Annotated in this window: 25 protein-coding genes; 9 read left to right on the forward strand and 16 right to left on the reverse strand. The window is 36.2% G+C overall.

Features of this window, described 5'->3' with window-relative positions; translation table 11 throughout:
- Window positions 1-4 precede the first annotated feature (4 nt).
- Entirely contained in the window at window positions 5-184 is a 180-nt protein-coding gene (locus NSQ08_RS18375) for a DUF5325 family protein (RefSeq protein WP_000400127.1), read from the forward strand.
- Window positions 185-228: 44 nt separating this feature from the next.
- Here NSQ08_RS18375 and NSQ08_RS18380 read toward each other — a convergent pair whose 3' ends face one another.
- Both NSQ08_RS18380 and NSQ08_RS18385 read right to left on the reverse strand, forming a co-directional pair.
- The gene (locus NSQ08_RS18380; RefSeq protein WP_002033721.1) at window positions 229-1,020 is read right to left on the reverse strand and encodes an inositol monophosphatase family protein; all 792 of its coding nucleotides are present in this window, start codon (window positions 1,018-1,020) and stop codon (window positions 229-231) included.
- An 88-nt stretch (window positions 1,021-1,108) separates the two neighbouring features.
- Window positions 1,109-1,297 (reverse strand): hypothetical protein, encoded by a 189-nt coding sequence (locus NSQ08_RS18385; RefSeq protein ID WP_002121995.1) that lies wholly within the window; start codon window positions 1,295-1,297, stop codon window positions 1,109-1,111.
- A 205-nt stretch (window positions 1,298-1,502) separates the two neighbouring features.
- Here NSQ08_RS18385 and NSQ08_RS18390 point away from each other — a divergent pair, with 205 nt between their 5' ends.
- Complete coding sequence (locus tag NSQ08_RS18390) at window positions 1,503-2,129, forward strand: YktB family protein (protein WP_002014864.1); 627 nt, start codon at window positions 1,503-1,505, stop codon at window positions 2,127-2,129.
- Between the two features lie 80 nt (window positions 2,130-2,209).
- Here NSQ08_RS18390 and NSQ08_RS18395 read toward each other — a convergent pair whose 3' ends face one another.
- The gene (locus NSQ08_RS18395; protein WP_340777764.1) at window positions 2,210-2,479 is read right to left on the reverse strand and encodes a UPF0223 family protein; all 270 of its coding nucleotides are present in this window, start codon (window positions 2,477-2,479) and stop codon (window positions 2,210-2,212) included.
- Window positions 2,480-2,862: 383 nt separating this feature from the next.
- Between NSQ08_RS18395 and speA the strand changes: the two genes are divergently transcribed.
- Both speA and NSQ08_RS18405 read left to right on the forward strand, forming a co-directional pair.
- Complete coding sequence (speA, locus tag NSQ08_RS18400) at window positions 2,863-4,335, forward strand: arginine decarboxylase (RefSeq protein WP_002128878.1); 1,473 nt, start codon at window positions 2,863-2,865, stop codon at window positions 4,333-4,335.
- Between the two features lie 615 nt (window positions 4,336-4,950).
- Complete coding sequence (locus NSQ08_RS18405; RefSeq protein WP_002066931.1) at window positions 4,951-5,781, forward strand: protein-glutamine gamma-glutamyltransferase; 831 nt, start codon at window positions 4,951-4,953, stop codon at window positions 5,779-5,781.
- Between the two features lie 37 nt (window positions 5,782-5,818).
- Here the strand turns inward: NSQ08_RS18405 and NSQ08_RS18410 are convergent, their stop codons facing one another.
- From NSQ08_RS18410 to NSQ08_RS18425, 4 genes are all read right to left on the reverse strand, one after another.
- A complete protein-coding gene (locus tag NSQ08_RS18410; RefSeq protein WP_002142969.1) occupies window positions 5,819-5,947 on the reverse strand; it encodes a GapA-binding peptide SR1P in 129 nt (42 codons plus the stop codon).
- Between the two features lie 44 nt (window positions 5,948-5,991).
- Complete coding sequence (locus NSQ08_RS18415) at window positions 5,992-6,120, reverse strand: GapA-binding peptide SR1P (RefSeq protein WP_002033839.1); 129 nt, start codon at window positions 6,118-6,120, stop codon at window positions 5,992-5,994.
- Window positions 6,121-6,179: 59 nt separating this feature from the next.
- Window positions 6,180-6,308, reverse strand: coding sequence for a GapA-binding peptide SR1P (locus NSQ08_RS18420; protein ID WP_000536778.1), 129 nt, complete (start codon window positions 6,306-6,308; stop codon window positions 6,180-6,182).
- 195 nt (window positions 6,309-6,503) lie between these two features.
- Window positions 6,504-6,800 (reverse strand): DUF3055 domain-containing protein, encoded by a 297-nt coding sequence (locus tag NSQ08_RS18425; RefSeq protein WP_000462037.1) that lies wholly within the window; start codon window positions 6,798-6,800, stop codon window positions 6,504-6,506.
- Window positions 6,801-6,934: 134 nt separating this feature from the next.
- Between NSQ08_RS18425 and NSQ08_RS18430 the strand changes: the two genes are divergently transcribed.
- On the forward strand, window positions 6,935-7,327 hold the full coding sequence (locus NSQ08_RS18430; protein ID WP_340777774.1) for a DUF1885 family protein: 393 nt from the start codon (window positions 6,935-6,937) through the stop codon (window positions 7,325-7,327).
- A gap of 1 nt (window position 7,328) precedes the next feature.
- Here NSQ08_RS18430 and NSQ08_RS18435 read toward each other — a convergent pair whose 3' ends face one another.
- The 5 genes from NSQ08_RS18435 to pdhA form a co-directional block, all read right to left on the reverse strand.
- Window positions 7,329-7,556: a hypothetical protein gene (locus NSQ08_RS18435; protein WP_002088334.1), complete on the reverse strand. Its 228-nt coding sequence runs from the start codon at window positions 7,554-7,556 to the stop codon at window positions 7,329-7,331.
- A gap of 212 nt (window positions 7,557-7,768) precedes the next feature.
- The gene (gene lpdA, locus NSQ08_RS18440) at window positions 7,769-9,181 is read right to left on the reverse strand and encodes a dihydrolipoyl dehydrogenase (protein ID WP_002014851.1); all 1,413 of its coding nucleotides are present in this window, start codon (window positions 9,179-9,181) and stop codon (window positions 7,769-7,771) included.
- 5 nt (window positions 9,182-9,186) lie between these two features.
- On the reverse strand, window positions 9,187-10,476 hold the full coding sequence (pdhC, locus tag NSQ08_RS18445) for a pyruvate dehydrogenase complex dihydrolipoyllysine-residue acetyltransferase (RefSeq protein ID WP_002128881.1): 1,290 nt from the start codon (window positions 10,474-10,476) through the stop codon (window positions 9,187-9,189).
- Between the two features lie 93 nt (window positions 10,477-10,569).
- Window positions 10,570-11,547, reverse strand: coding sequence for a pyruvate dehydrogenase complex E1 component subunit beta (pdhB, locus tag NSQ08_RS18450; RefSeq protein ID WP_002033837.1), 978 nt, complete (start codon window positions 11,545-11,547; stop codon window positions 10,570-10,572).
- A gap of 3 nt (window positions 11,548-11,550) precedes the next feature.
- The gene (pdhA, locus tag NSQ08_RS18455) at window positions 11,551-12,666 is read right to left on the reverse strand and encodes a pyruvate dehydrogenase E1 component subunit alpha (protein ID WP_000536893.1); all 1,116 of its coding nucleotides are present in this window, start codon (window positions 12,664-12,666) and stop codon (window positions 11,551-11,553) included.
- A gap of 513 nt (window positions 12,667-13,179) precedes the next feature.
- On the opposite strand from pdhA, the gene NSQ08_RS18460 reads away from it, so the two are divergent.
- Entirely contained in the window at window positions 13,180-13,329 is a 150-nt protein-coding gene (locus NSQ08_RS18460; protein WP_002014847.1) for a YjcZ family sporulation protein, read from the forward strand.
- A gap of 167 nt (window positions 13,330-13,496) precedes the next feature.
- On the forward strand, window positions 13,497-14,051 hold the full coding sequence (gene def, locus NSQ08_RS18465) for a peptide deformylase (RefSeq protein WP_002014846.1): 555 nt from the start codon (window positions 13,497-13,499) through the stop codon (window positions 14,049-14,051).
- 62 nt (window positions 14,052-14,113) lie between these two features.
- Here the strand turns inward: def and NSQ08_RS18470 are convergent, their stop codons facing one another.
- Window positions 14,114-14,887, reverse strand: a complete 774-nt coding sequence (locus NSQ08_RS18470; RefSeq protein WP_002033835.1) for a Cof-type HAD-IIB family hydrolase — start codon at window positions 14,885-14,887, stop codon at window positions 14,114-14,116.
- Window positions 14,888-15,435: 548 nt separating this feature from the next.
- Here NSQ08_RS18470 and NSQ08_RS18475 point away from each other — a divergent pair.
- Together NSQ08_RS18475 and rnjA are read left to right on the forward strand one after the other, a co-directional pair.
- Window positions 15,436-15,648 carry a DNA-dependent RNA polymerase subunit epsilon gene (locus NSQ08_RS18475; protein ID WP_000576436.1) on the forward strand — a complete coding sequence of 71 codons (213 nt, stop codon included), beginning with the start codon at window positions 15,436-15,438 and terminating at the stop codon, window positions 15,646-15,648.
- A gap of 4 nt (window positions 15,649-15,652) precedes the next feature.
- The gene (rnjA, locus tag NSQ08_RS18480; protein WP_002033834.1) at window positions 15,653-17,320 is read left to right on the forward strand and encodes a ribonuclease J1; all 1,668 of its coding nucleotides are present in this window, start codon (window positions 15,653-15,655) and stop codon (window positions 17,318-17,320) included.
- Window positions 17,321-17,358: 38 nt separating this feature from the next.
- Here the strand turns inward: rnjA and NSQ08_RS18485 are convergent, their stop codons facing one another.
- From NSQ08_RS18485 to NSQ08_RS18495, 3 genes are all read right to left on the reverse strand, one after another.
- Window positions 17,359-18,024 (reverse strand): potassium channel family protein, encoded by a 666-nt coding sequence (locus NSQ08_RS18485; RefSeq protein ID WP_000504033.1) that lies wholly within the window; start codon window positions 18,022-18,024, stop codon window positions 17,359-17,361.
- Between the two features lie 83 nt (window positions 18,025-18,107).
- On the reverse strand, window positions 18,108-18,974 hold the full coding sequence (locus NSQ08_RS18490) for a hypothetical protein (RefSeq protein WP_002014843.1): 867 nt from the start codon (window positions 18,972-18,974) through the stop codon (window positions 18,108-18,110).
- A 273-nt stretch (window positions 18,975-19,247) separates the two neighbouring features.
- Window positions 19,248-20,378, reverse strand: coding sequence for an N-acetyldiaminopimelate deacetylase (locus tag NSQ08_RS18495; RefSeq protein ID WP_340777793.1), 1,131 nt, complete (start codon window positions 20,376-20,378; stop codon window positions 19,248-19,250).
- Between the last annotated feature and the right edge of the window lie 15 nt (window positions 20,379-20,393).

The following is a 20,393-nucleotide window of genomic DNA, read 5'->3' on the forward strand; positions in this document are numbered from 1 at the left end:
AGAAATGGAACACATTCAATATCGCTTTTTATTAACAGCAATTATCGGTGTTATCTTCTTAATTGGTATCGGAATTATGATTGCTGAAAATAGTCCCATCGGCATTATTATTTGCATTATCGGCACATTTGTTACAGTTGGATACGGTTTTGTAACAAAAAGAAAAATGCGTAAATCGCAATAACATTAAAAAGTAAGAAGCTTCTTTATGCCTCTTACTTTTTTTCATTATTGCGATACAAATGGTAATAATTCTTCGTATACTCCTGGTTTTGCAACTAACACACTGCTTTTCTCTACAATAGAAAGAGGCGTTCCCAAGAACGTTGTCACTTTACCGCCAACTTCCTCTACAATAATCTGTCCCCCGCCAAAGTCCCATGGCGATAAGCGCGGTGTTACATATGCGTCTAATCTTCCCGTGGCAACATATACCATTTCTAACGCTGCACAACCATATGACCTCGTACCTCTCGCCTTCTTAACGAGCATCATCATTTTTTCCATATTAAGCAATGGATTATCAGTAAGCCATATCGCATTCAAAGCTATAACTCCATGCTCTACCGTTCCTTTTTCCAACATGGGAATAGCTAAATCATTGCAAAAAGCCCCTTCTCCCTTTACCGCATGATATAGTTCGTCATGAACTGGATCATAAATAAGACCAATCTTTCCGATACCGTTCTCATAAATCCCGATTGAGATTGCGAAATTTCTTTTTTGATGAACAAAGTTCATCGTGCCATCAATTGGATCAATTAACCAAACAACCCCATTAGAAGAGGTAATCTCATCTCCATAGCCTTCTTCTCCTAAAATATTATGAGCCGGGAATGTTTCTTTAATTTTCCCAATTAAAAACTGCTCCGTTTCTCGGTCCATATTTGTTACTAGATCAGCTGCATTTGACTTTGTTTCTATAATAAGTGTTTTTTTCAGTGACGCCATTAATTGTTCTCCGGCTTCTCGAATCCACTGTTTCGCGTGTGTATCGATGTCTTTCCATACTTCTTGCATGTTTAAACACTCCGATCTATACTGTTCACAGAAAAAACGAACCCTTTATAAGGTTCGCACCAACTAATTATTTATACATATACTATTATTACGCTTCTAAACGGATCATTTCAAGTCTTAACACTTCTAATTTTTGTACGCACTCTTCTTTTTTCTGTTTGTCATTATCCATCATCGCATCATATAAAGTTGCTAATTCATAATCTAGCTCCAAACGTAGCACCGGAATTCTCTTTTCAGCATCTGTTCTCTTTAACGCATTAATCACCTGTCTCATTTTTTTGCCTCCTCCCAATATTCGTCTGCCCTCGGACTAGAATTGATTCAATTTTCTGATTTTTTGTTTTATACTATACTATGTTGGATAAATCATCTATGCAACAAAATTATATTTTTTTATTTAAATTTTTTTGTGATGTTTTTTTTATGAATAGTACAAGCTATGCTAAAATTAAAACAAAATAGGAGTTGGAGGAACAATCATGACACTACAAACATTCACATCAACTGATTTTGAAGTCTTTACTGTTGATGGTCTTGAAGAACGAATGAGCGCAATTAAAACGAATATTCATCCTAAGCTAGAAGCTTTAGGGGAACAATTTGCAGAATATTTATCACAACAAACTGATGAAAACTTTTTCTACCATGTAGCAAAACATGCACGCCGCAAAGTCAATCCACCAAACGATACTTGGGTTGCTTTTTCAACAAATAAACGTGGATATAAAATGTTACCACACTTTCAAATTGGTTTATGGGGTACTCACGCCTTCATATACTTTGGTTTAATCTATGAGTGTCCACAAAAAGTGGAGACGGCTCACGCCTTCTTAGAACATTTAAATGATTTAAAAACAAATATTCCAAATGACTTCGTTTGGTCCATTGACCATACTAAACCAGGTGTAAAACTGCATAAAACGCTTGAAACGGAAGACTTACAAAAGATGATTGAACGTTTAGCTACTGTGAAAAAAGCAGAGTTATTAGTCGGTATTCATATATCACCAGAGGAGTTTTCAGCAATGACCAACGAACAATTCCTTGCTAAGATTGAATCTACGATGCAACCACTCCTTCCTTTATATGCACTTTGTAATCGATAGTAGAAAACGGACAATTTATATTGTCCGTTTTTAGTTGTTATCACATTATAGCACTTTGCATTATAATTTTCAAAATATTTTTACATCTTTATAATCTTTTTTTCCGCTACTTCTTTTGCTCTTTGAATCGTACGATATATAGAATATCCACTTACTTCTTGAAATTCTTTATCAATTTTTTTCTCCGCTGCCTTCGATGGCACAATCTCTTTAAAACGACGATATAATTCCATCAAATCTTCTCTCAAAACTCCTTTTTCGTATACCTTTTCAATCGCTTCATAAAACTTTACAACTGCTACCATTTCTTCATTTGACCAATTGTAATCAAGTGGATATTGATATTCCATTTTTGCACCTCATTCAGTATTCTTTCTTTTTCCATTATGCTACCTTTAAGACAACCTTTTATTCTTCACTATAGCCACTCTGCATTATACACCATTTATCCATTTCAATGGAATTGTCTTCCTCTTTGCAGTATTTAAAATATAACTATTAAACATACTCACCTTGAAAATGCGATTTTTCTATACATCTATAATTATTGGTGATATAATGCTTTTGTTTTATAGAGAATAAAGTGAGACTACCATCCCAAAAAAGGCTTTTGCGAATGGCAGAAAAACAAGTCAAGTTCTAAAAGTTTGTCATCTTAATTTCCTTTTAGAATGAGATGAAATCATATAAAACAAACTCTAATAAATATTACGAAGAAGAAGGGGTGTATAGATTGTCCCAATACGAAACACCATTGTTTACCGCTTTAGTTGAGCACAGTAAGCGAAATCCAGTTCAATTCCATATTCCTGGTCATAAAAAAGGACAGGGCATGGATCCTACATTTCGCGAATTTATTGGGCATAATGCATTAGCAATTGATTTAATTAATATTGCGCCGCTCGATGATTTACATCATCCAAAAGGTATGATTAAAGAAGCACAGGATTTAGCAGCCGCTGCTTTCGGTGCAGATCATACGTTCTTTTCTATTCAAGGTACAAGTGGTGCAATTATGACAATGGTGATGAGCGTGTGCGGTCCTGGGGATAAAATCCTCGTGCCACGGAATGTGCATAAATCAGTAATGTCAGCTATTATTTTCTCAGGTGCAAAACCAATTTTCATGCATCCTGAGATTGATCCGAAGCTCGGTATTTCACATGGGATCACAATTCAATCTGTCAAAAAGGCTCTTGAAGAGCACTCAGATGCGAAAGGCTTACTTGTTATAAATCCAACATATTTTGGGTTTGCTGCAGATTTAGAGCAGATTGTAGAATTAGCACATTCTTACGATATTCCTGTACTTGTTGATGAGGCTCACGGTGTTCATATCCATTTTCATGATGAACTACCAATATCAGCTATGCAAGCAGGTGCAGATATGGCAGCAACAAGTGTTCACAAATTAGGTGGGTCTTTAACCCAAAGCTCTATTCTTAATGTAAAAGAAGGTCTTGTGAACGTAAAGCATGTCCAATCCATTATTAGCATGCTTACGACTACATCAACTTCTTACATTTTGTTAGCATCCCTTGATGTTGCTAGAAAACGTCTTGCTACAGAAGGAACAGCTCTCATAGAACAAACAATACAATTAGCTGAGCATGTTCGTGATGCTATTAATGCTATTGAGCATCTTTATTGTCCCGGAAAAGAAATGCTAGGAACAGATGCTACTTTTAACTATGATCCTACAAAGATAATTGTATCTGTAAAAGATTTAGGTATTACAGGCCATCAGGCTGAAGTATGGCTTAGAGAACATTACAACATTGAAGTAGAACTCTCTGATTTATATAACATACTTTGTCTTATCACATTTGGAGATACAGAAAGTGAAACAGATACACTTATTACAGCATTACAAGATTTAGCAGCAACATATAGAAATAGAGCAGACAAAGGTGTTCAAGTACAAGTAGAAATACCTGAAATACCTGTGCTAGCACTTTCTCCTAGAGATGCTTTTTATTCAGAAACAGAAGTCATTCCATTTGAAAACGCAGCAGGTCGTATTATAGCTGATTTTGTTATGGTTTATCCGCCAGGGATTCCAATCTTTACTCCGGGGGAAATTATTACACAAGATAACTTAGAGTATATTCTTAAAAATTTAGAAGCTGGGTTACCTGTACAAGGTCCTGAAGATATGACATTACAAACATTACGTGTTATTAAAGAGTACAAGCCTATCAGTTGATAGGCTTTTCTTTCACCTTTTTTCTCTTTTTTTCATACGATACTAAAGAATTTGACATTCCCACCCTAATGGGGCAAGCTGACTAACATCAGTGGGATTCTTGCTACCTAAGGCGAAGTCCATTTCTGGTATCGCTGACGTGCAAGATTGCGGTGTGCCATCACCACTCTCACAACAGACCGTATAGGTTCGTGAGCTACTGTACTATACCATACCGTACAGATTCGTGTTCAGGTGTTTTAGCGTCTTGTTGACGACACATATCATTTTACCGATAGCTTGAATTCGGCTATCGAACTCCCTATGCTATCTTTTTTCAAAGAACACATTGGCGTTTTAAAGACTTGTACTTGTCTGTAGTTAAAGTCTACCAAAATATAAAGTGAAACTTTAATCAGTGGGGTTTTGTTCATCCCCACTGATTATTAGCCTTCACCAATCGGGCGTTTACGGGCAGCAGGGCTCCAGCCGAATTTTGAGGTGGAATTCTTACTGCCCGCAAATAGCGGGATAAATGTTTTTCTATGAAAAAGCGATACTTTCATCCTATGTCTAAAGTCCAATATAGGCTTTCCCGTATCGCGAAATCTGTAACGTATAGGTGGGGATACCATTATGATTGTGATAGGCCGTTCTATTGTACACCCTTATATCACAAATGAATATGAGCCATTTGCAGCTGAAAAACAACAGATTTTATCCATAATGGCGGGAAATCAAGAAGTTTATTCCTTCCGAACAGCCGATGAACTCAGCTTTGATCTTAATTTACGAGTTAATATTATTACTTCCGCGCTAGAACTTTTTCAAAGTGGATTTCAGTTTCGTACGTTTCAACAATCTTTTTGCAACCCTCAGTTTTGGGAAAGAACATCACTTGGCGGATTTCAACTACTCCCAAACATAGCCCCTTCCATTGCCATCCAAGATATTTTTAAAAACGGAAAACTATATGGAACTGAATGTGCCACCGCAATGATTATCATTTTTTACAAAGCATTACTATCATTATATGAGGAAAAAACTTTCAACCGTCTATTCGCAAACCTCTTACTTTATACATGGGACTACGATCGCGACTTAAAGCTCATAACAAAAACGAGTGGCGATATCGTTCCAGGTGACCTCGTTTACTTTAAAAATCCACAAGTTAATCCAGCTACGATTGAGTGGCAAGGAGAAAATACAATCTATCTAGGAAACTTCTTTTTTTACGGACATGGCGTAGGCGTAAAAACGAAAGAGGAAATTATTTATTCATTAAATGAACGAAGGATTCCTTATGCTTTTATTTCAGCTTATTTAACCGATTTTATCACTCGTATTGATAGCCGTATGATGAGTCAATATGCCCCTCCTAACACGCCACAAACATCAATAGGATTTATTCCTATTAGAGATGATGCAATTGTTGCAACAGTCGGGCATACAACTACAATCTATTAAAAAAACGCCTACATGTGTAGGCGTTTTTTCTTAATTATTAAGCTTTTGTATGTTCTGTATGGTCACATTCGCAATGAGATCCACATTTCCCATAAAGTACTGTTGATTTTTCATCTTCAAAATGTGCGATTGTTCCTTCACAAACTTGGCATACGATTGTTCCCATTTTCATTTCCCCCTGAGTTTAAAGAATAATCTACTTATATATGATTAAGCTTTCGCATTGTCTCTACTAGCACAGTCACAATTGGAACCACATTTCCCATAAAGTACTGTCGTTTTCTCATCTTCAAAATGTCCGATTGTTCCTTCACAAACTTGGCATACGATTGTTCCCATTTTTCATTTCCCCCTAAGTTTATGGTCCTAAAAACTTTTAGCTGTCAATTTCCTATCAATTATTGGGCTTTTGTATGTTCTGTGTGATCACATCCGCAAGATCCACATTTCCCGTAAAGTACCGTTACTTTCTCATCCTCGAAGTGTGCAATTGTACCTTCACAATCTTGACATACGATTGTTCCCATTTTTCATTTCCCCCTAAGTTTATAATCCCAAAAACTTTTGTAACCGCTTAACTTTCTGTCTTCATTTTAATATGTTATACTTTTTACGTCAATAGGTTTTTAGTATAACACATTAAATATTTTAAAATTAAATTAGTATGCGATATTAACACAAAAAAACAGCCATATCTCATACGTACGACTGTTTCTTGTTAATTATTCTTCATACTCCGCATGTAAAGAAGTAGACGGAACAAGAAATTTAAAAAACTGAGCTAACTCCTCCGCCTCCTCTTCCGATCCTAACTTAAAAGTTTCCTGTATATATGGAACATTTTCTACATCATCTCTCCCAAGCAAAGTAGATCTCCCTGTTTGCATACAAACAATAAGTGGCTTTCCAAAAAACATATTTGTATAAATAACTCCAAAATCATAACGTGTATCATGCGTCATAAATCCTAAAAATCGTACCTTCACACTTTCATGCTCATCATACAATTTTTCAAACATGAGTTTCCACCTTTCTAAATAACACTTCCTACTCATTAATATATTAAACAAAAAAAGTAATACTCCTTTTAATTGTCAAAAAATTCAGTAGGATGTAGAATGATATTATTCTACTAAGCTAAGGGGGAATTTGTATGCAACACGCCTTTATCACACTTGTACCTAAATCCAATCAACAATCTGTTTCAATAGAAGATGTTAAACACCTTTTTCATAACTATACAACCGTTACTTCCAAGACTGGTGATCAAATTAATTATGCTTATACAAATACAGCTTTTCCTTATGAAATATTAGATACATCAGCAACAACATTAAAACTCCAATCGAGTCACGATCGATATGATTCTATTTATGTTGGGATTGGAATAGAAAAGGAACAATCTTTTATTCAGGTTTCTTTGCCTACTACAGCAACATTTGGTGATAAAGGAAAGGCAAATGAATTTAGCCGTTTTCTAGCGAAGAAATTAGAAGGAGAGTTACAACTATTTAATGGAAGAACAATGTATTTCTATAAACGTTAATTTAAAAAATAGAGAATATGATTAAAAAAAGTATGCAATTTGAACACGTAAGGAATAATGCCTGCTTTCTTACGTGTAATACAAAACATGCAATCACATATGCCAAATAAAGAAATACGAAAAAGAGAATTACTTTATAATGAAACTTATCACCATTCGATAATGTTAATACAATGGAAAAACCACTCCATAATAGAAAATGATAAAATATAACATGTAATATTCTCATGGAACCTTCTCCTTTGACATGCTCTATTTTATTAATATATGGGATTAAGTTTGAATCAATTACATATTATATAACGGCATATATGCTAACGGTTCATTTAAAGTATTATATATTCATTCGACAAGTACATATAAAGACCTTGCAAGTCATTTTATGAAAATAAAAATACCCCATCTCTTTAAATAAGAGATGGGGTATTTACATTACTTAAATTATTTTACAATGTGAATTGGCATTCCAAGAGCAACTTCAGCTGCTTCCATTGTGATTTCACCTAATGTTGGGTGAGCATGGATTGTTTGAGCGATATCTTCAGCTGTCATTCCAGCTTCGATAGCTAAACCAATCTCAGAGATAATATCAGAAGCACCTGCACCTGCAACTTGTGCACCTACAAGAAGACCATCTTCTTTACGCGTTACAAGTTGTAAGAAACCGTCAGTGCTGTTTAATGATAACGCACGACCGTTTGCAGCGAATGGGAACTTAGATACAGCTACTGTCATTCCTGCTTCTTCAGCTTGTTTCTTAGTGTAACCAACAGATGCTAATTCTGGATCAGTGAAGCATACTGCAGGAATTCCGATGTAATCGATTGCTGATGCATGGCCACTAATTACTTCAACAGCTACTTTACCTTCGTAAGAAGCTTTGTGAGCTAATGGTGGTCCAGGAACGATATCACCGATTGCATAGATGTTTGAAATATTTGTACGGCATTGCTCATCAATTTCGATAATGCCACGGTCAGTCATTTTAATTCCAACTTGCTCAAGACCGATTTCTTGAGTGTTTGGACGACGACCTACAGTTACTAATACGTAATCTGCTTCTACAGTCTGGATTTCACCGTTAACTTCAAAGCTAACTTTTACGCCAGTTTCTGTTTCTTCAACGCCTTTAGCCATAGCTTTTGTATGGATATTTACGTTACCTTTTTTCTGTAGAGCACGTTTAACAACAGAGCTCATAGCTTTTTCGAAACCAGCTAAGATTTCGTCGCCAGCTTCTACTACAGTAACTTCTGTACCGAAGTTAGCATATGCAGTACCTAATTCCATACCGATGTAACCGCCGCCGATTACAACAAGTTTTTTAGGAATTTCAGGTAAGCTTAAAGCGCCTGTAGAGTTGATAACACGTTTAGAGTATTTGAATCCTGGAATTTCGATTGGTGTAGAACCAGTTGCAAGAACAGCATTTTTAAACGTATAAGTTTGTGCTGCATCTTCAGTCATTACGCGTAATGTGTTAGCATCTACGAAGTAAGCTTCACCGCGAATGATTTCAACTTTGTTACCTTTAAGAAGGCCTTCAACACCGCCAGTTAATTTCTTAACTACGCCGTTTTTCCATTCTTGAACTTTTGTAAAGTCAACTTTTACGTTCTCTGCAGTGATACCCATGTCATCAGAATGCATTGCATTCTCATAACGATGACCTGCATTGATTAACGCTTTTGAAGGAATACATCCAACGTTTAAGCATACGCCACCAAGGTTAGATTTTTCAATAATCGCTACCTTTTGACCTAATTGTGCTGCACGAATTGCCGCAACGTATCCACCAGGACCTGCACCAACAACGACTGTATCTAATTCAATTGGGAAATCTCCTACTACCATTGTTATTACGCCTCCATTACTAATAATTGTGGGTCATTCAATAGACGTTTAATTTGGTTTAATGCTTTTTGAGCAGTTGCGCCGTCAATTAAACGATGGTCAAAGCTTAGAGATAATGCTAATACTGGAGCTGCAACGATTTCACCGTTTTTCACAACTGGTTTCTCAGCGATACGGCCGATACCAAGGATTGCTACTTCTGGGTGATTGATAACTGGAGTGAACCATTGTCCACCTGCAGAACCAATGTTTGTAATTGTGCAAGAAGCACCTTTCATTTCAGTTGGAGCTAAACGACCATCACGTGCTTTACCAGCAAGTTCATTGATCTCGTTAGAGATAGTAAAGATAGATTTACGATCTGTATCTTTAACAACTGGTACTAATAGACCTTTGTCTGTATCAGCTGCGATACCGATGTTGAAGTAATGTTTATGAACGATTTCTTGAGAAGCATCGTCTAAAGCAGTATTCAACATTGGGAATTCACGTAATGCAGATGTTAAAGCTTTTACAACGTATGGAAGGTAAGTTAATTTAATACCTTTGTCAGCTGCAACAGCTTTGAACTTCTTACGGTGAGCAACAAGTTCTGTTACATCTACTTCATCCATTAATGTTACGTGAGGAGCTGTATGCTTAGAGTTAACCATTGCTTTCGCAATCGCTTTACGGATACCACTCATTTTCTCACGAGTTTCTGGATATTCACCAGCTGGGATTGGTTGTGCTTTTGGTGCTTCTTCTTTCGCTGCTGCTGGAGTAGCTTCTACTGCTGCTGGAGCCTCAGTTGCTGCTACAGTTTGTCCACCATTTGCAAATGCATCGATGTCAGTTTTCACAACACGGCCGTTCTTACCAGAACCAGCTACTTTATGAATGTCTACACCTTTTTCACGAGCATATTTACGAACAGATGGCATAGCGATTACACGCTCATTTACTACTTCTGCAGTTGCTGCTGGAGTAGTTTCCGCTGCTGGAGCTTCTACTGCTGCTTCTTCAGCTTTTGGAGCTTCATCATGATCGTCACCTTTAAATTTAAGGTTTTCGTATCCAGGAGCATCAAATTTAATTAATGTATCTCCTACAATTGCAACTGTTCCTTCTTCTACAAGTACTTCAAGTACTTTACCTTTAACAGGAGAAGGGATTTCTACTACTGCTTTATCATTTTGTACTTCAAGAAGTACATCATCTTCATTTACTTCATCGCCTGGTTTAATAAACCATTTTACGATTTCACCTTCGTGGATACCTTCACCGATATCTGGTAGTTTAAATTCAAATGCCACGGAATTCAGCCCCCTGATTCATTTCATTATTATGGAATATGTACAAAAGAAACCAGCATGTGCTGATTTCTTTTGCACATGAAAAACTAAAAATTAGAAGTTCATTACTTTGTTAACAGCTTCAACAATATCTTTATGGTTTGGTAACCATACGCTCTCAGCTTGAGAGAATGGGAATACTGTATCAGCAGCTGCAACACGTACAACTGGAGCTTCTAAGTTTAAGATTGCACGGTCGTTAATTTCCGCTACAACGTTAGCTGCAATACCAGCTTGTTTTTGAGCTTCTTGAACTACAACTACGCGGCCTGTTTTTTCAACAGAAGCGATGATTGTTTCGATATCTAATGGTTGAACTGTACGTAAGTCAACAACCTCTAAAGAGATACCTTCTTTTTCAAGTTCTTCAGCAGCTTTTAATGCAGCATGAACCATAGCACCATAAGCGATAACAGATACATCTGTACCTTCACGTTTGATGTCAGCTTTGCCTAAATCAATTGTGTAATCACCTTCTGGTACATCTTGACGGAATGAACGGTACAATTTCATATGCTCTAAGTAGATAACTGGATCGTTGTCACGAATCGCAGAGATTAAAAGACCTTTTGCATCGTATGGAGTAGATGGAATAACAACTTTTAGACCAGGTTGTTGTGCCACTAATCCTTCTAAGCTATCAGCATGTAGTTCAGGAGTATGAACACCACCACCGAATGGAGAACGAATTGTTACTGGAGCAGTCCAACGTCCACCAGAACGGTAACGCATACGAGCTAATTGACCAGAAACTGAATCCATTACTTCAAAAATGAAACCGAAGAATTGGATTTCTGGAACTGGACGGAAGCCTTCAAGTGCAAGTCCAACTGCAAGTCCACCAATACCAGACTCTGCAAGTGGAGTATCCATTACACGATCTTCACCGAATTCAGCTTGTAAACCTTCAGTAGCACGGAATACTCCGCCGTTTACACCAACGTCTTCACCAAACACAAGTACGTTAGGATCATTTTTCATTTCAACGCGTAAAGCATCAGTGATTGCTTGAATCATTGTCATTTGAGCCATGGCTTACTTCGACTCCTTTTCTTTGTAAATTTCATATTGTTCAGCTAAGTTGTAAGGCATTTTTTCGTACATGATTTCCATTAAATCAGTAACTTTTTGTTTTGGAGCTTGGTCAGCCTTAGCAATTGCTTGTTTGATATCTTCTTTTGCTTCTTCGATAACTTTCTCTTCAACTTCTTGAGACCATAGGCCTTTGTTTTCTAAGAATGCACGGAAGCGTACGATTGGATCTTTTTGTTCCCATTCGTTTTCGATATCTTTTGTACGGTAACGAGTTGGGTCATCACCAGCCATTGTATGTGGACCATAACGGAATGTTAAAGTCTCGATTAAAGTAGGACCTTCGCCATTTACTGCGCGCTCACGAGCGAAAGCAGTTGCTGCGTATACAGCTAATGGATCCATACCGTCTACTTGAATTCCGTAAATACCTGCTGCTACTGCTTTTTGTGCTACAGTTTTAGCTGCAGATTGCTTTTCTACTGGAGTAGAGATTGCATAACGGTTGTTTTGTACAACGAAGATTGCTGGAGCTTTGAATGCACCCGCAAAGTTCATACCTTCGTAGAAGTCACCTTGTGAAGCACCACCGTCACCAGTGTAAGTAATTGCAACAGATTTTTTACCACGTAATTTCATACCTAACGCAACACCAGCAGTTTGGATGATTTGCGCACCGATAATGATTTGTGGAGCAAGTGCATTTACATTCTCAGGCATTTGGTTACCCATGAAATGTCCACGAGAGAATAAGAATGCTTGGTATAATGGTAGGCCGTGCCACACTAATTGTGGAACGTCACGATATCCTGGTAAGATGAAATCTTCTGCTTCAAGTGCGAAATGACTTGCTAATTGAGAAGCCTCTTGTCCAGCAGTTGGTGCGTAGAAACCTAAACGTCCTTGACGGTTTAAAGAAATAGAACGTTGATCTAGTACGCGAGTATACACCATACGGCGCATTAATTCTTTTAATTGATCATCAGATAATTCAGGCATAGCTGCTTCATTCACAACTTCGCCTTTTTCATTTAAAATTTGTAATGTTTCAAATTGAGCTGCGATAGCTTTCATTTGCTCATCAACATTAAATAGGGTCTTTTTTGTTTTAGTACCCATTCCGTTCACCTCTTCCTCTCTTGAACCATATTCTGAAACGCTTTCACTATCTATTAGCTAGACTGAAAGCGCAACAATGTAAACCAACAAATTTGTTTGTCGGTTGAGAATAATTTTGTGTACCTAACAATCTGTACTAATGTTTTTTCAAAAACATATTAATACAATCTTGATCACGTTTTTTAGTTTACAACTATTCTAATTACGATGTCAATTACTTTGAATACGTTTTTTTATAAATAATATGCCGGTTTCCTCTACACAAACGTGTTTTTATTTTTCACATCTGTATTAGTAAGCAATAACCTGCTGTTATATTATTCCCTTTTTAACTTATTTTTTCTCTTAGAATAATATGTAAACGATTTAATTCTCCTTAGTTTTTCTCTCTTCTCAAGAAAATTATACAAACACTTCTTCCTTTTATAGGTAAATACCTATACATTTCTGATCATTCCTCCATACATTATAGTAACCGCAGTATTAGCGGGAAATGATAAAGGAGGTCATCTCATGTACGGATACTCATATTGCTATCCAACAACTTGTTCATATCCTTCCTACGGTTATGGCGGTTCTTGTGGCGGATCTGGAAGCGGCTTCGCCTTAATCGTTGTGTTGTTTATCCTTTTAATTATCGTTGGTGCTGCTTGCATTCGCTAATTAATGTAAAATGAAACAACTATGGAAAGAAACAGACGGCTTTGCCGTCTTTTCTTTTTATTACATAACTTATCTGTAGAAGATTTGTTTCCAAGTAGCTCTTCCTTACTTGCCGATGACTTTTTTTATCTCCTTTGGTAGACTAAAGGAGAAAGGAGAGATTACATATGCTTACAATGAATGAGGTAATTCGTGAAGGAAATCCTATTTTGCGCGACGTCGCAGAAGAGGTCTCCTTACCTGCTAGCGAGGAAGATACAAATACTCTTAAAGAAATGATTGAATTTGTAATAAATAGCCAGGACCCTGAAATGGCTGAAAAATATAATTTACGCCCCGGAATCGGATTAGCGGCTCCGCAAATCGGTATTTCAAAGAAAATGATTGCGGTTCATGTAACTGATACGAACGATACGTTATATAGCTACGCATTATTTAACCCAAAAATCATTAGTCATTCTGTTGAACGTACATATTTACAAAATGGTGAAGGCTGTCTATCTGTAGACCGTGAAGTACCTGGTTATGTCCCTCGTTACACGAGAATTACAGTAAAGGCAACAACGATTAACGGTGAAGACGTAAAACTGCGATTAAAAGGTTTACCAGCAATTGTATTCCAACATGAAATCGACCATTTAAACGGTGTTATGTTCTATGACCATATTAATAAAGACAATCCATTTGTGGCTCCCGATGATTCAAAACCTCTCGAGCGATAATAGTAAAAAGGCGGAAGTTAACCTTCCGCCTTTTTATTATATGAAATGGGTTCCACACTTACTTATAACAAGCCAGCCCACTTTAATCCGTGATAAATACCGTCTTCATTAACATCTTTTGTCACATAATTAGCAAGTTTTTTCAAATCCTCATGACCATTCCCCATCACAATGCCCGTTCCTACTGCTTCAATCATTTCTAAATCATTTAATCCGTCCCCAAATGCATATACTTGTTCACGATTAAATCCTATTTTCTCAATAAACTTCTCAATCCCTTTTGCCTTAGAACCACCATTAGGGATAATATCCATTGAATATGCATGCCAGCGTATAAAATGAAAATCTGGATAATGATGAATAAACTTTTCTTCTTCGTTTACTTCACAAAAAAGAAGCGTTTGATAAATATCGCGTTTCTCATAAAAATCAGGTTCATATGCCGGATGATCGAATTGTAAGCTTCCAAAACCTTCTTTTACATAATCATGATATTCCACTGACGCTCTCATTTCTTGATGGTCAAGATATACAAGTGGATATCCTTCTTGTTTTGCAAACTGAGTAAACTTATGTAGAGCATCAGGATGTAATGGATTATTAAATAATACCTCATCCTCAAATACAACATACTGCCCGTTAAAACTAACATAATTATGTATATTGAGTTCCTCACGAATATCTTCAAACATAAATGGCGCACGCCCTGTCGCAATCGCTACATGCACACCTTTTTCTTGTAAATCTCTTACTGCATCTCTTGTAGATTGCGGAATTTTCTTATCATGATCTAATAATGTTCCATCAATATCAAAAAAGACAATTTTATCATTCATTTGTCAAAATCCTTTCTGGCACTCTATATTCCTATTTTGATTATCACTTTTCAAATTTCAAAAAAAAGTATAACATATTAAACATCTGTGAAGAAAGCGTTCACTTTCTGACCTTATTTATGAAATGTGCATATACTATTAGTGAAAAAATGTGGATACTTGTTCGGATGAATTTTCTTTTCTATTCTTCCTCATACTATATCTATAACTAACGGCTACTAATCGTTACTACAAGATAACTTACACTATACTAAAAAGAACAAGATTCACTATTCACTTCTAATCTTCTTTCTTGTATGGGAGACAGAGTTATCATTAGTAATATGCATGTTTTAAATAAGGAAAGGAAGGAGTAATCATGCTGAAGAAGCTGAAGAAAAAGCTCAAGCGTTATTTAAACGATTTAGTCCGTAAGAAGACAATCGCTTAAATTGTGCCCATTTCGGGCTTTTTCTTCATTCTCATTCGAAAAAACATGAAAATCGTGACTGTTTGCTTTATAATAAGTAACAGATAATGCAAAACATAGACAAGGAGAGGTTTTCCAAATGATTTTTAAAGTATTTTATCAAGAAAAATTAACTGAGGTCCCAGTACGTGAAAATACAAAAGTTTTATATTTAGAGGCTACGTCTCAAAAGGATGTTCGTAAAAAATTAAATAAGTTCGCATATAATATCGAGTTCGTTCAGTCTGTTACTGGTGCTCATCTTGAATATGAAAAACAAAACGCTGATTTAATATTAGCGGAGATCGTATAGTCATATGAAATTCCTAAAAAATGATCAAGCTGCCGTTTTTGCCCTCGGTGGTCTTGGTGAAATCGGTAAAAATACATATGCTGTTCAATTTCAAGATGAAATTATTATAATTGATGCTGGAATTAAATTTCCAGAAGACGAACTCCTCGGGATCGATTATGTAATACCAGATTACACTTATTTTGTGCGAAACGAAGATAAAATTAAAGGATTATTCATTACACATGGTCACGAAGATCATATCGGTGGAATTCCTTATCTATTACGTCAAGTAAACATTCCAATTTACGGCGGAAAATTAGCAATTGCCCTAATAAAAAACAAATTAGAAGAGCACGGATTACTTCGTAAAGCAAAACTTTATGAAATTCAAGAAGATGATGTTATTAAATTTAAAAAGACATCTGTTTCCTTCTTCCGTACAACTCACAGTATTCCGGATTCATACGGAGTTGTTGTGAAAACACCTCAAGGACAAGTCGTTCATACAGGTGATTTCAAATTTGATTTCACACCAGTAGGTGAGCCAGCAGATTTAACAAAAATGGCCGAAATCGGAAAAGACGGTGTACTTTGTCTCTTATCTGATAGTACAAACAGTGAAGTGCCAAACTTTACGATGTCTGAGCGCCGCGTTGGTGATAGTATTCAAGATATATTCCGCAAAGTAGACGGTCGTATTATATTCGCAACCTTTGCATCGAATATCCATCGCTTACAACAAGTTGTTGAGGCTGCTGTTGAAAACAATCGTAAAGTAGCTGTATTCGGTCGAAGTATGGAAGCGGCTATTGAAATCGGACAAAACCTTGGTTATATCCGGTGTCCAAAGGATACATTCATAGACACAGCTCAGCTAAACCGCCTACCAGCTAATAAAGTTGTTATGTTATGTACAGGTAGTCAAGGGGAGCCGATGGCAGCACTTTCACGTATTGCCAATGGTACACATCGTCAAATTCAAATTATCCCTGGCGATACAGTTGTTTTCTCTTCTTCACCAATCCCAGGCAATACAATTAGTGTAAGTCGTACAATTAACATGTTGTACCGCGCTGGTGCTGATGTAATCCATGGTAAACTCTCAAATATTCATACGAGTGGACACGGTGGACAAGAAGAACAAAAGTTAATGCTACGTCTTATTAAGCCCAAATATTTCATGCCAATTCATGGTGAATATCGTATGCAACGTATGCATATGAAATTAGCGAATGATTGTGGTATTCCAGAAGAAAATTGTTTCATTATGGATAATGGAGATGTTCTTGCTTTACGTTCTGATGAAGCAAGCGTAGCTGGGAAAATCCCATCTGGCTCTGTCTATATCGATGGAAATGGTATTGGAGATATCGGTAATATCGTATTACGTGATCGTCGCATTCTTTCTGAAGAAGGACTTGTTATTGTAGTTGTAAGCATTGATATGAAAGAATTTAAAGTTGCAGCAGGACCTGATATCATCTCGCGTGGTTTCGTTTATATGCGTGAAAGCAGCGATTTAATCAACGATGCTCAAACATTAATTACAACACATTTAGAAAAAGTAATGGAGCGAAAAACAACACAATGGTCTGAAATTAAAAATGAGATTACAGACACATTAGCACCATTCCTATACGAAAAAACGAAACGTCGTCCAATGATTTTACCAATCATTATGGAAATATAAGAAAAAGGACAATGCCTCCTCGGCATTGTCCTTTTCTCTTATCTTAAAAAATGCTTAAAACGATCTACTTCATCGTCATGACCAATTACAATTAATATATCTCCCGCCTGAACGTTTTCTGTAGCTCGAGGAGATACGATAACTTCTTTCCCACGTTTAATTGCTACAATGTTCAAACCAAACTTCGCACGAATATCTAATTCAATTAAAGAGTGCCCATCAATTTTTTTATTTGCGATAATCTCTACAATACTATGCTCATCTGAAAGCTCTAGGTAATCTAACACATTACTTGATGCGATATTATTAGCAATCCTTTTTCCCATATCTCGTTCTGGATGCACAATATGATCTGCCCCTATTTTACTTAACACTTTTTCATGATAGTCATTTTGAGCTTTTACAGTAATATTTTTCACACCTAATTCTTTCAAAATTAACGTTGTTAAAATACTTGAATTCAAATTATCTCCAATAGCAACGACTACATGATCAAAATTACGAATACCAAGACTTTTTAATACCATCTCATCTGTTGAATCTGCAATTACAGCATGCGAAGCTATATTTGCAAACTCATTAATTTTATCCTCATCTGAGTCAATTGCCATTACTTCCATACCTAATTGAGCTAATTCACGGCAAATACTTCCACCAAAACGGCCAAGCCCAATAACAGCAAATTCTTTCTCTTTTTCGCCCACAGGAATTCCTCCAATAACATCAAATACTATGTACTTTTATTGTAACATACTTTAAATTCGCTACAAAAACCTGTATATACTTCTTATTTTTGTTTTTGCATATAAAAATACTGTTGTAAATAAAACGCGATACCGAAAATTAACATACCAAATACAAATATATTTCCAAATGAACTAAATGTTTCAAAAACGAACAATAGCGTTTCTTGTCCGAAAAAAGCAAATAAAAGTTGTGTAAATGCGAATAACAGTGCCAATATGTAATGATGTTGATGAAATAAATAATGTGTTGCGCCTAAAAAAGCTACAAGCGAAACAATGAAGATCCACCAAGTTTCTAAAAACAATTGCCAATTAGTAAATTGATATCCATTTACTAATATCGCAATAATTCCTATAACTGCCATCGTCGGCACACTCCATAATAATGCACGCCCTCTAAAGAAGTGCGCACCTTTTGCATCTCCTTTTTCATTTGCGATGTATGTTAGCACGACAGTACTTATATACAAAACAGAGAGGATTGTTAAAACAATGATAAGCCAAAAATGTAATTGATAATATTCATGTTCTATATTCGTCACAATTGCAGCTAACATACATGGAATAAACATCCCTGTCCAACCATCTATTTTTCTTTCGTTCCAAAACACCGTATTACCAATCCGAATTCCTAATAGCATAAAAATAATGATACCTAGTACAAATAACGTAGTCTTATTCCCTACTAAACTCGTTGAGAAAGCAATTAATCCAATAAATAAAAAAAGAACAAATCCATTCATAATTTCTAGTACAGGTGACAAATATCTTTTCACCCATTTGTATGTTTCTTCATATTCACTATTATTTGCTAAACGATAGGCGTAAAAACTTATCCCAAAATAAACCGCCGCAATAATAACATATGCATATAAGACGAAACATAAAATCGCACTGCTAATTTGCACGTAATTCCCCACCCTTTTTTCTATGTATCACATTGATTTTACACACTTTTCATACTAAAAGTAAACATATATAGGGTAGTTAAATAATTATCTTCCCTATTAGCAATAATTAATAATGAGCAGTGGCTAAAAACCCCCTGCTCATTATTAAGACGTCAAATTTAACTTTACTCATTTGTATGAAGATGTCTAACACTAACGAATACGAAAGATGTTTTCGTCTCTGAACTAAGAAGTCCCCACTCTAAACTATTGCACAATTAGCGAGTAAGTTCACTTTCTATTTCCCTTCCACTTCACATATTGATTTAAAAATACAATTGCTTTCTCAATAACCTCTTCGTCTGGTTTTAATTTCGCATGATGTAAACCATATTCTGAATTTACTCCAAGCCAAAACATAAATCCAGGTATCTCTCGAAGCATATAACCAAAGTCTTCACCTGTCATTGCCTCCGTACACGTAATTACGTCCATAGTCGTTTGTTCACGTGTAAATTGCATAAACTCTCTCGTTAGCTCCTCATGGTTATACACTTGATGATACATCGCTCCGTAGTCAATAACAGCTTCACATTGAAAAGAAGCTTCTATTCCCGCAACAATTGCCTCAATTCGGCTTTTAACACGTTTCATTGATTCCACTGATAGCGTTCGAATTGTTCCTTCTAAACGAGATTTTTCTGCGATAATGTTTTGAACTGTACCACCTGTAATTTTCCCAATTGTAATTACCGCACTGTCAAGAGGGTTCACATTACGACTAATAACTGATTGAAGTTGTGTAACGAGATGACTCGCTGCAACAATCATATCATTTGCTGTATGCGGATATGCAGCATGTCCACCTTTTCCTTTTAAATCAACGTATAGCTCTGATGTATTCGCAAATAATAAACCTTCTTTTGTCGCAATTGTTCCCACAGAGTATTCAGGCGCAATATGAAGTCCAAGAATCATATTAGGCTTCCATTCTTTTAACTCATCGCTTTCTAACATAGGAAGTGCACCACCTGGACCTTCTTCAGCTGGTTGGAATATAAACACAAGATCATCATCTATTCTTCCGCTTACAGCCGCTGTTAGAAGTCCTAAACCGATTGTTGCATGCAAATCATGTCCACATGCATGCATCATTCCTTCATGGACAGAAGAGAATTCATATCCAGTTTCCTCTGTAATTGGTAGACCGTCTATATCTGCACGATAACCTATTATTTTTTCTGGATTTTTTCCATTTACTTTAACAATTACACCTGTTTTCCATGTTTTCACTTCCAAATATTCATTAGGAAGCGTTCCTATATAATCTAAAATATACTGTTGTGTTTTCCACTCTTTAAATCCGATCTCCGGAATTTTATGTAAATCTCTACGAACTTGGACAAATTTGCTTACTGTCATTTTTGCACCTCTATC

The organism is Bacillus sp. FSL E2-8887 (assembly GCF_038007205.1).
GTDB lineage: Bacteria > Bacillota > Bacilli > Bacillales > Bacillaceae_G > Bacillus_A > Bacillus_A mycoides.

Excerpts from the sequence above, each read along its gene's own strand:
- NSQ08_RS18375 (WP_000400127.1), top strand. The coding sequence starts at position 5 with ATGGAACACATTCAATATCGCTTTTTATTAACAGCAATTATCGGTGTT.
- NSQ08_RS18380 (WP_002033721.1), bottom strand. The coding sequence starts at position 1,020 with ATGCAAGAAGTATGGAAAGACATCGATACACACGCGAAACAGTGGATT.
- NSQ08_RS18385 (WP_002121995.1), bottom strand. The coding sequence starts at position 1,297 with ATGAGACAGGTGATTAATGCGTTAAAGAGAACAGATGCTGAAAAGAGA.
- NSQ08_RS18390 (WP_002014864.1), top strand. The coding sequence starts at position 1,503 with ATGACACTACAAACATTCACATCAACTGATTTTGAAGTCTTTACTGTT.
- NSQ08_RS18395 (WP_340777764.1), bottom strand. The coding sequence starts at position 2,479 with ATGGAATATCAATATCCACTTGATTACAATTGGTCAAATGAAGAAATG.
- NSQ08_RS18405 (WP_002066931.1), top strand. The coding sequence starts at position 4,951 with ATGATTGTGATAGGCCGTTCTATTGTACACCCTTATATCACAAATGAA.
- NSQ08_RS18410 (WP_002142969.1), bottom strand. The coding sequence starts at position 5,947 with ATGGGAACAATCGTATGCCAAGTTTGTGAAGGAACAATCGCACATTTT.
- NSQ08_RS18415 (WP_002033839.1), bottom strand. The coding sequence starts at position 6,120 with ATGGGAACAATCGTATGCCAAGTTTGTGAAGGAACAATCGGACATTTT.
- NSQ08_RS18420 (WP_000536778.1), bottom strand. The coding sequence starts at position 6,308 with ATGGGAACAATCGTATGTCAAGATTGTGAAGGTACAATTGCACACTTC.
- NSQ08_RS18425 (WP_000462037.1), bottom strand. The coding sequence starts at position 6,800 with ATGTTTGAAAAATTGTATGATGAGCATGAAAGTGTGAAGGTACGATTT.
- NSQ08_RS18430 (WP_340777774.1), top strand. The coding sequence starts at position 6,935 with ATGCAACACGCCTTTATCACACTTGTACCTAAATCCAATCAACAATCT.
- NSQ08_RS18435 (WP_002088334.1), bottom strand. The coding sequence starts at position 7,556 with ATGAGAATATTACATGTTATATTTTATCATTTTCTATTATGGAGTGGT.
- lpdA (WP_002014851.1), bottom strand. The coding sequence starts at position 9,181 with ATGGTAGTAGGAGATTTCCCAATTGAATTAGATACAGTCGTTGTTGGT.
- pdhB (WP_002033837.1), bottom strand. The coding sequence starts at position 11,547 with ATGGCTCAAATGACAATGATTCAAGCAATCACTGATGCTTTACGCGTT.
- pdhA (WP_000536893.1), bottom strand. The coding sequence starts at position 12,666 with ATGGGTACTAAAACAAAAAAGACCCTATTTAATGTTGATGAGCAAATG.
- NSQ08_RS18460 (WP_002014847.1), top strand. The coding sequence starts at position 13,180 with ATGTACGGATACTCATATTGCTATCCAACAACTTGTTCATATCCTTCC.
- def (WP_002014846.1), top strand. The coding sequence starts at position 13,497 with ATGCTTACAATGAATGAGGTAATTCGTGAAGGAAATCCTATTTTGCGC.
- NSQ08_RS18470 (WP_002033835.1), bottom strand. The coding sequence starts at position 14,887 with ATGAATGATAAAATTGTCTTTTTTGATATTGATGGAACATTATTAGAT.
- NSQ08_RS18475 (WP_000576436.1), top strand. The coding sequence starts at position 15,436 with ATGATTTTTAAAGTATTTTATCAAGAAAAATTAACTGAGGTCCCAGTA.
- rnjA (WP_002033834.1), top strand. The coding sequence starts at position 15,653 with ATGAAATTCCTAAAAAATGATCAAGCTGCCGTTTTTGCCCTCGGTGGT.
- NSQ08_RS18495 (WP_340777793.1), bottom strand. The coding sequence starts at position 20,378 with ATGACAGTAAGCAAATTTGTCCAAGTTCGTAGAGATTTACATAAAATT.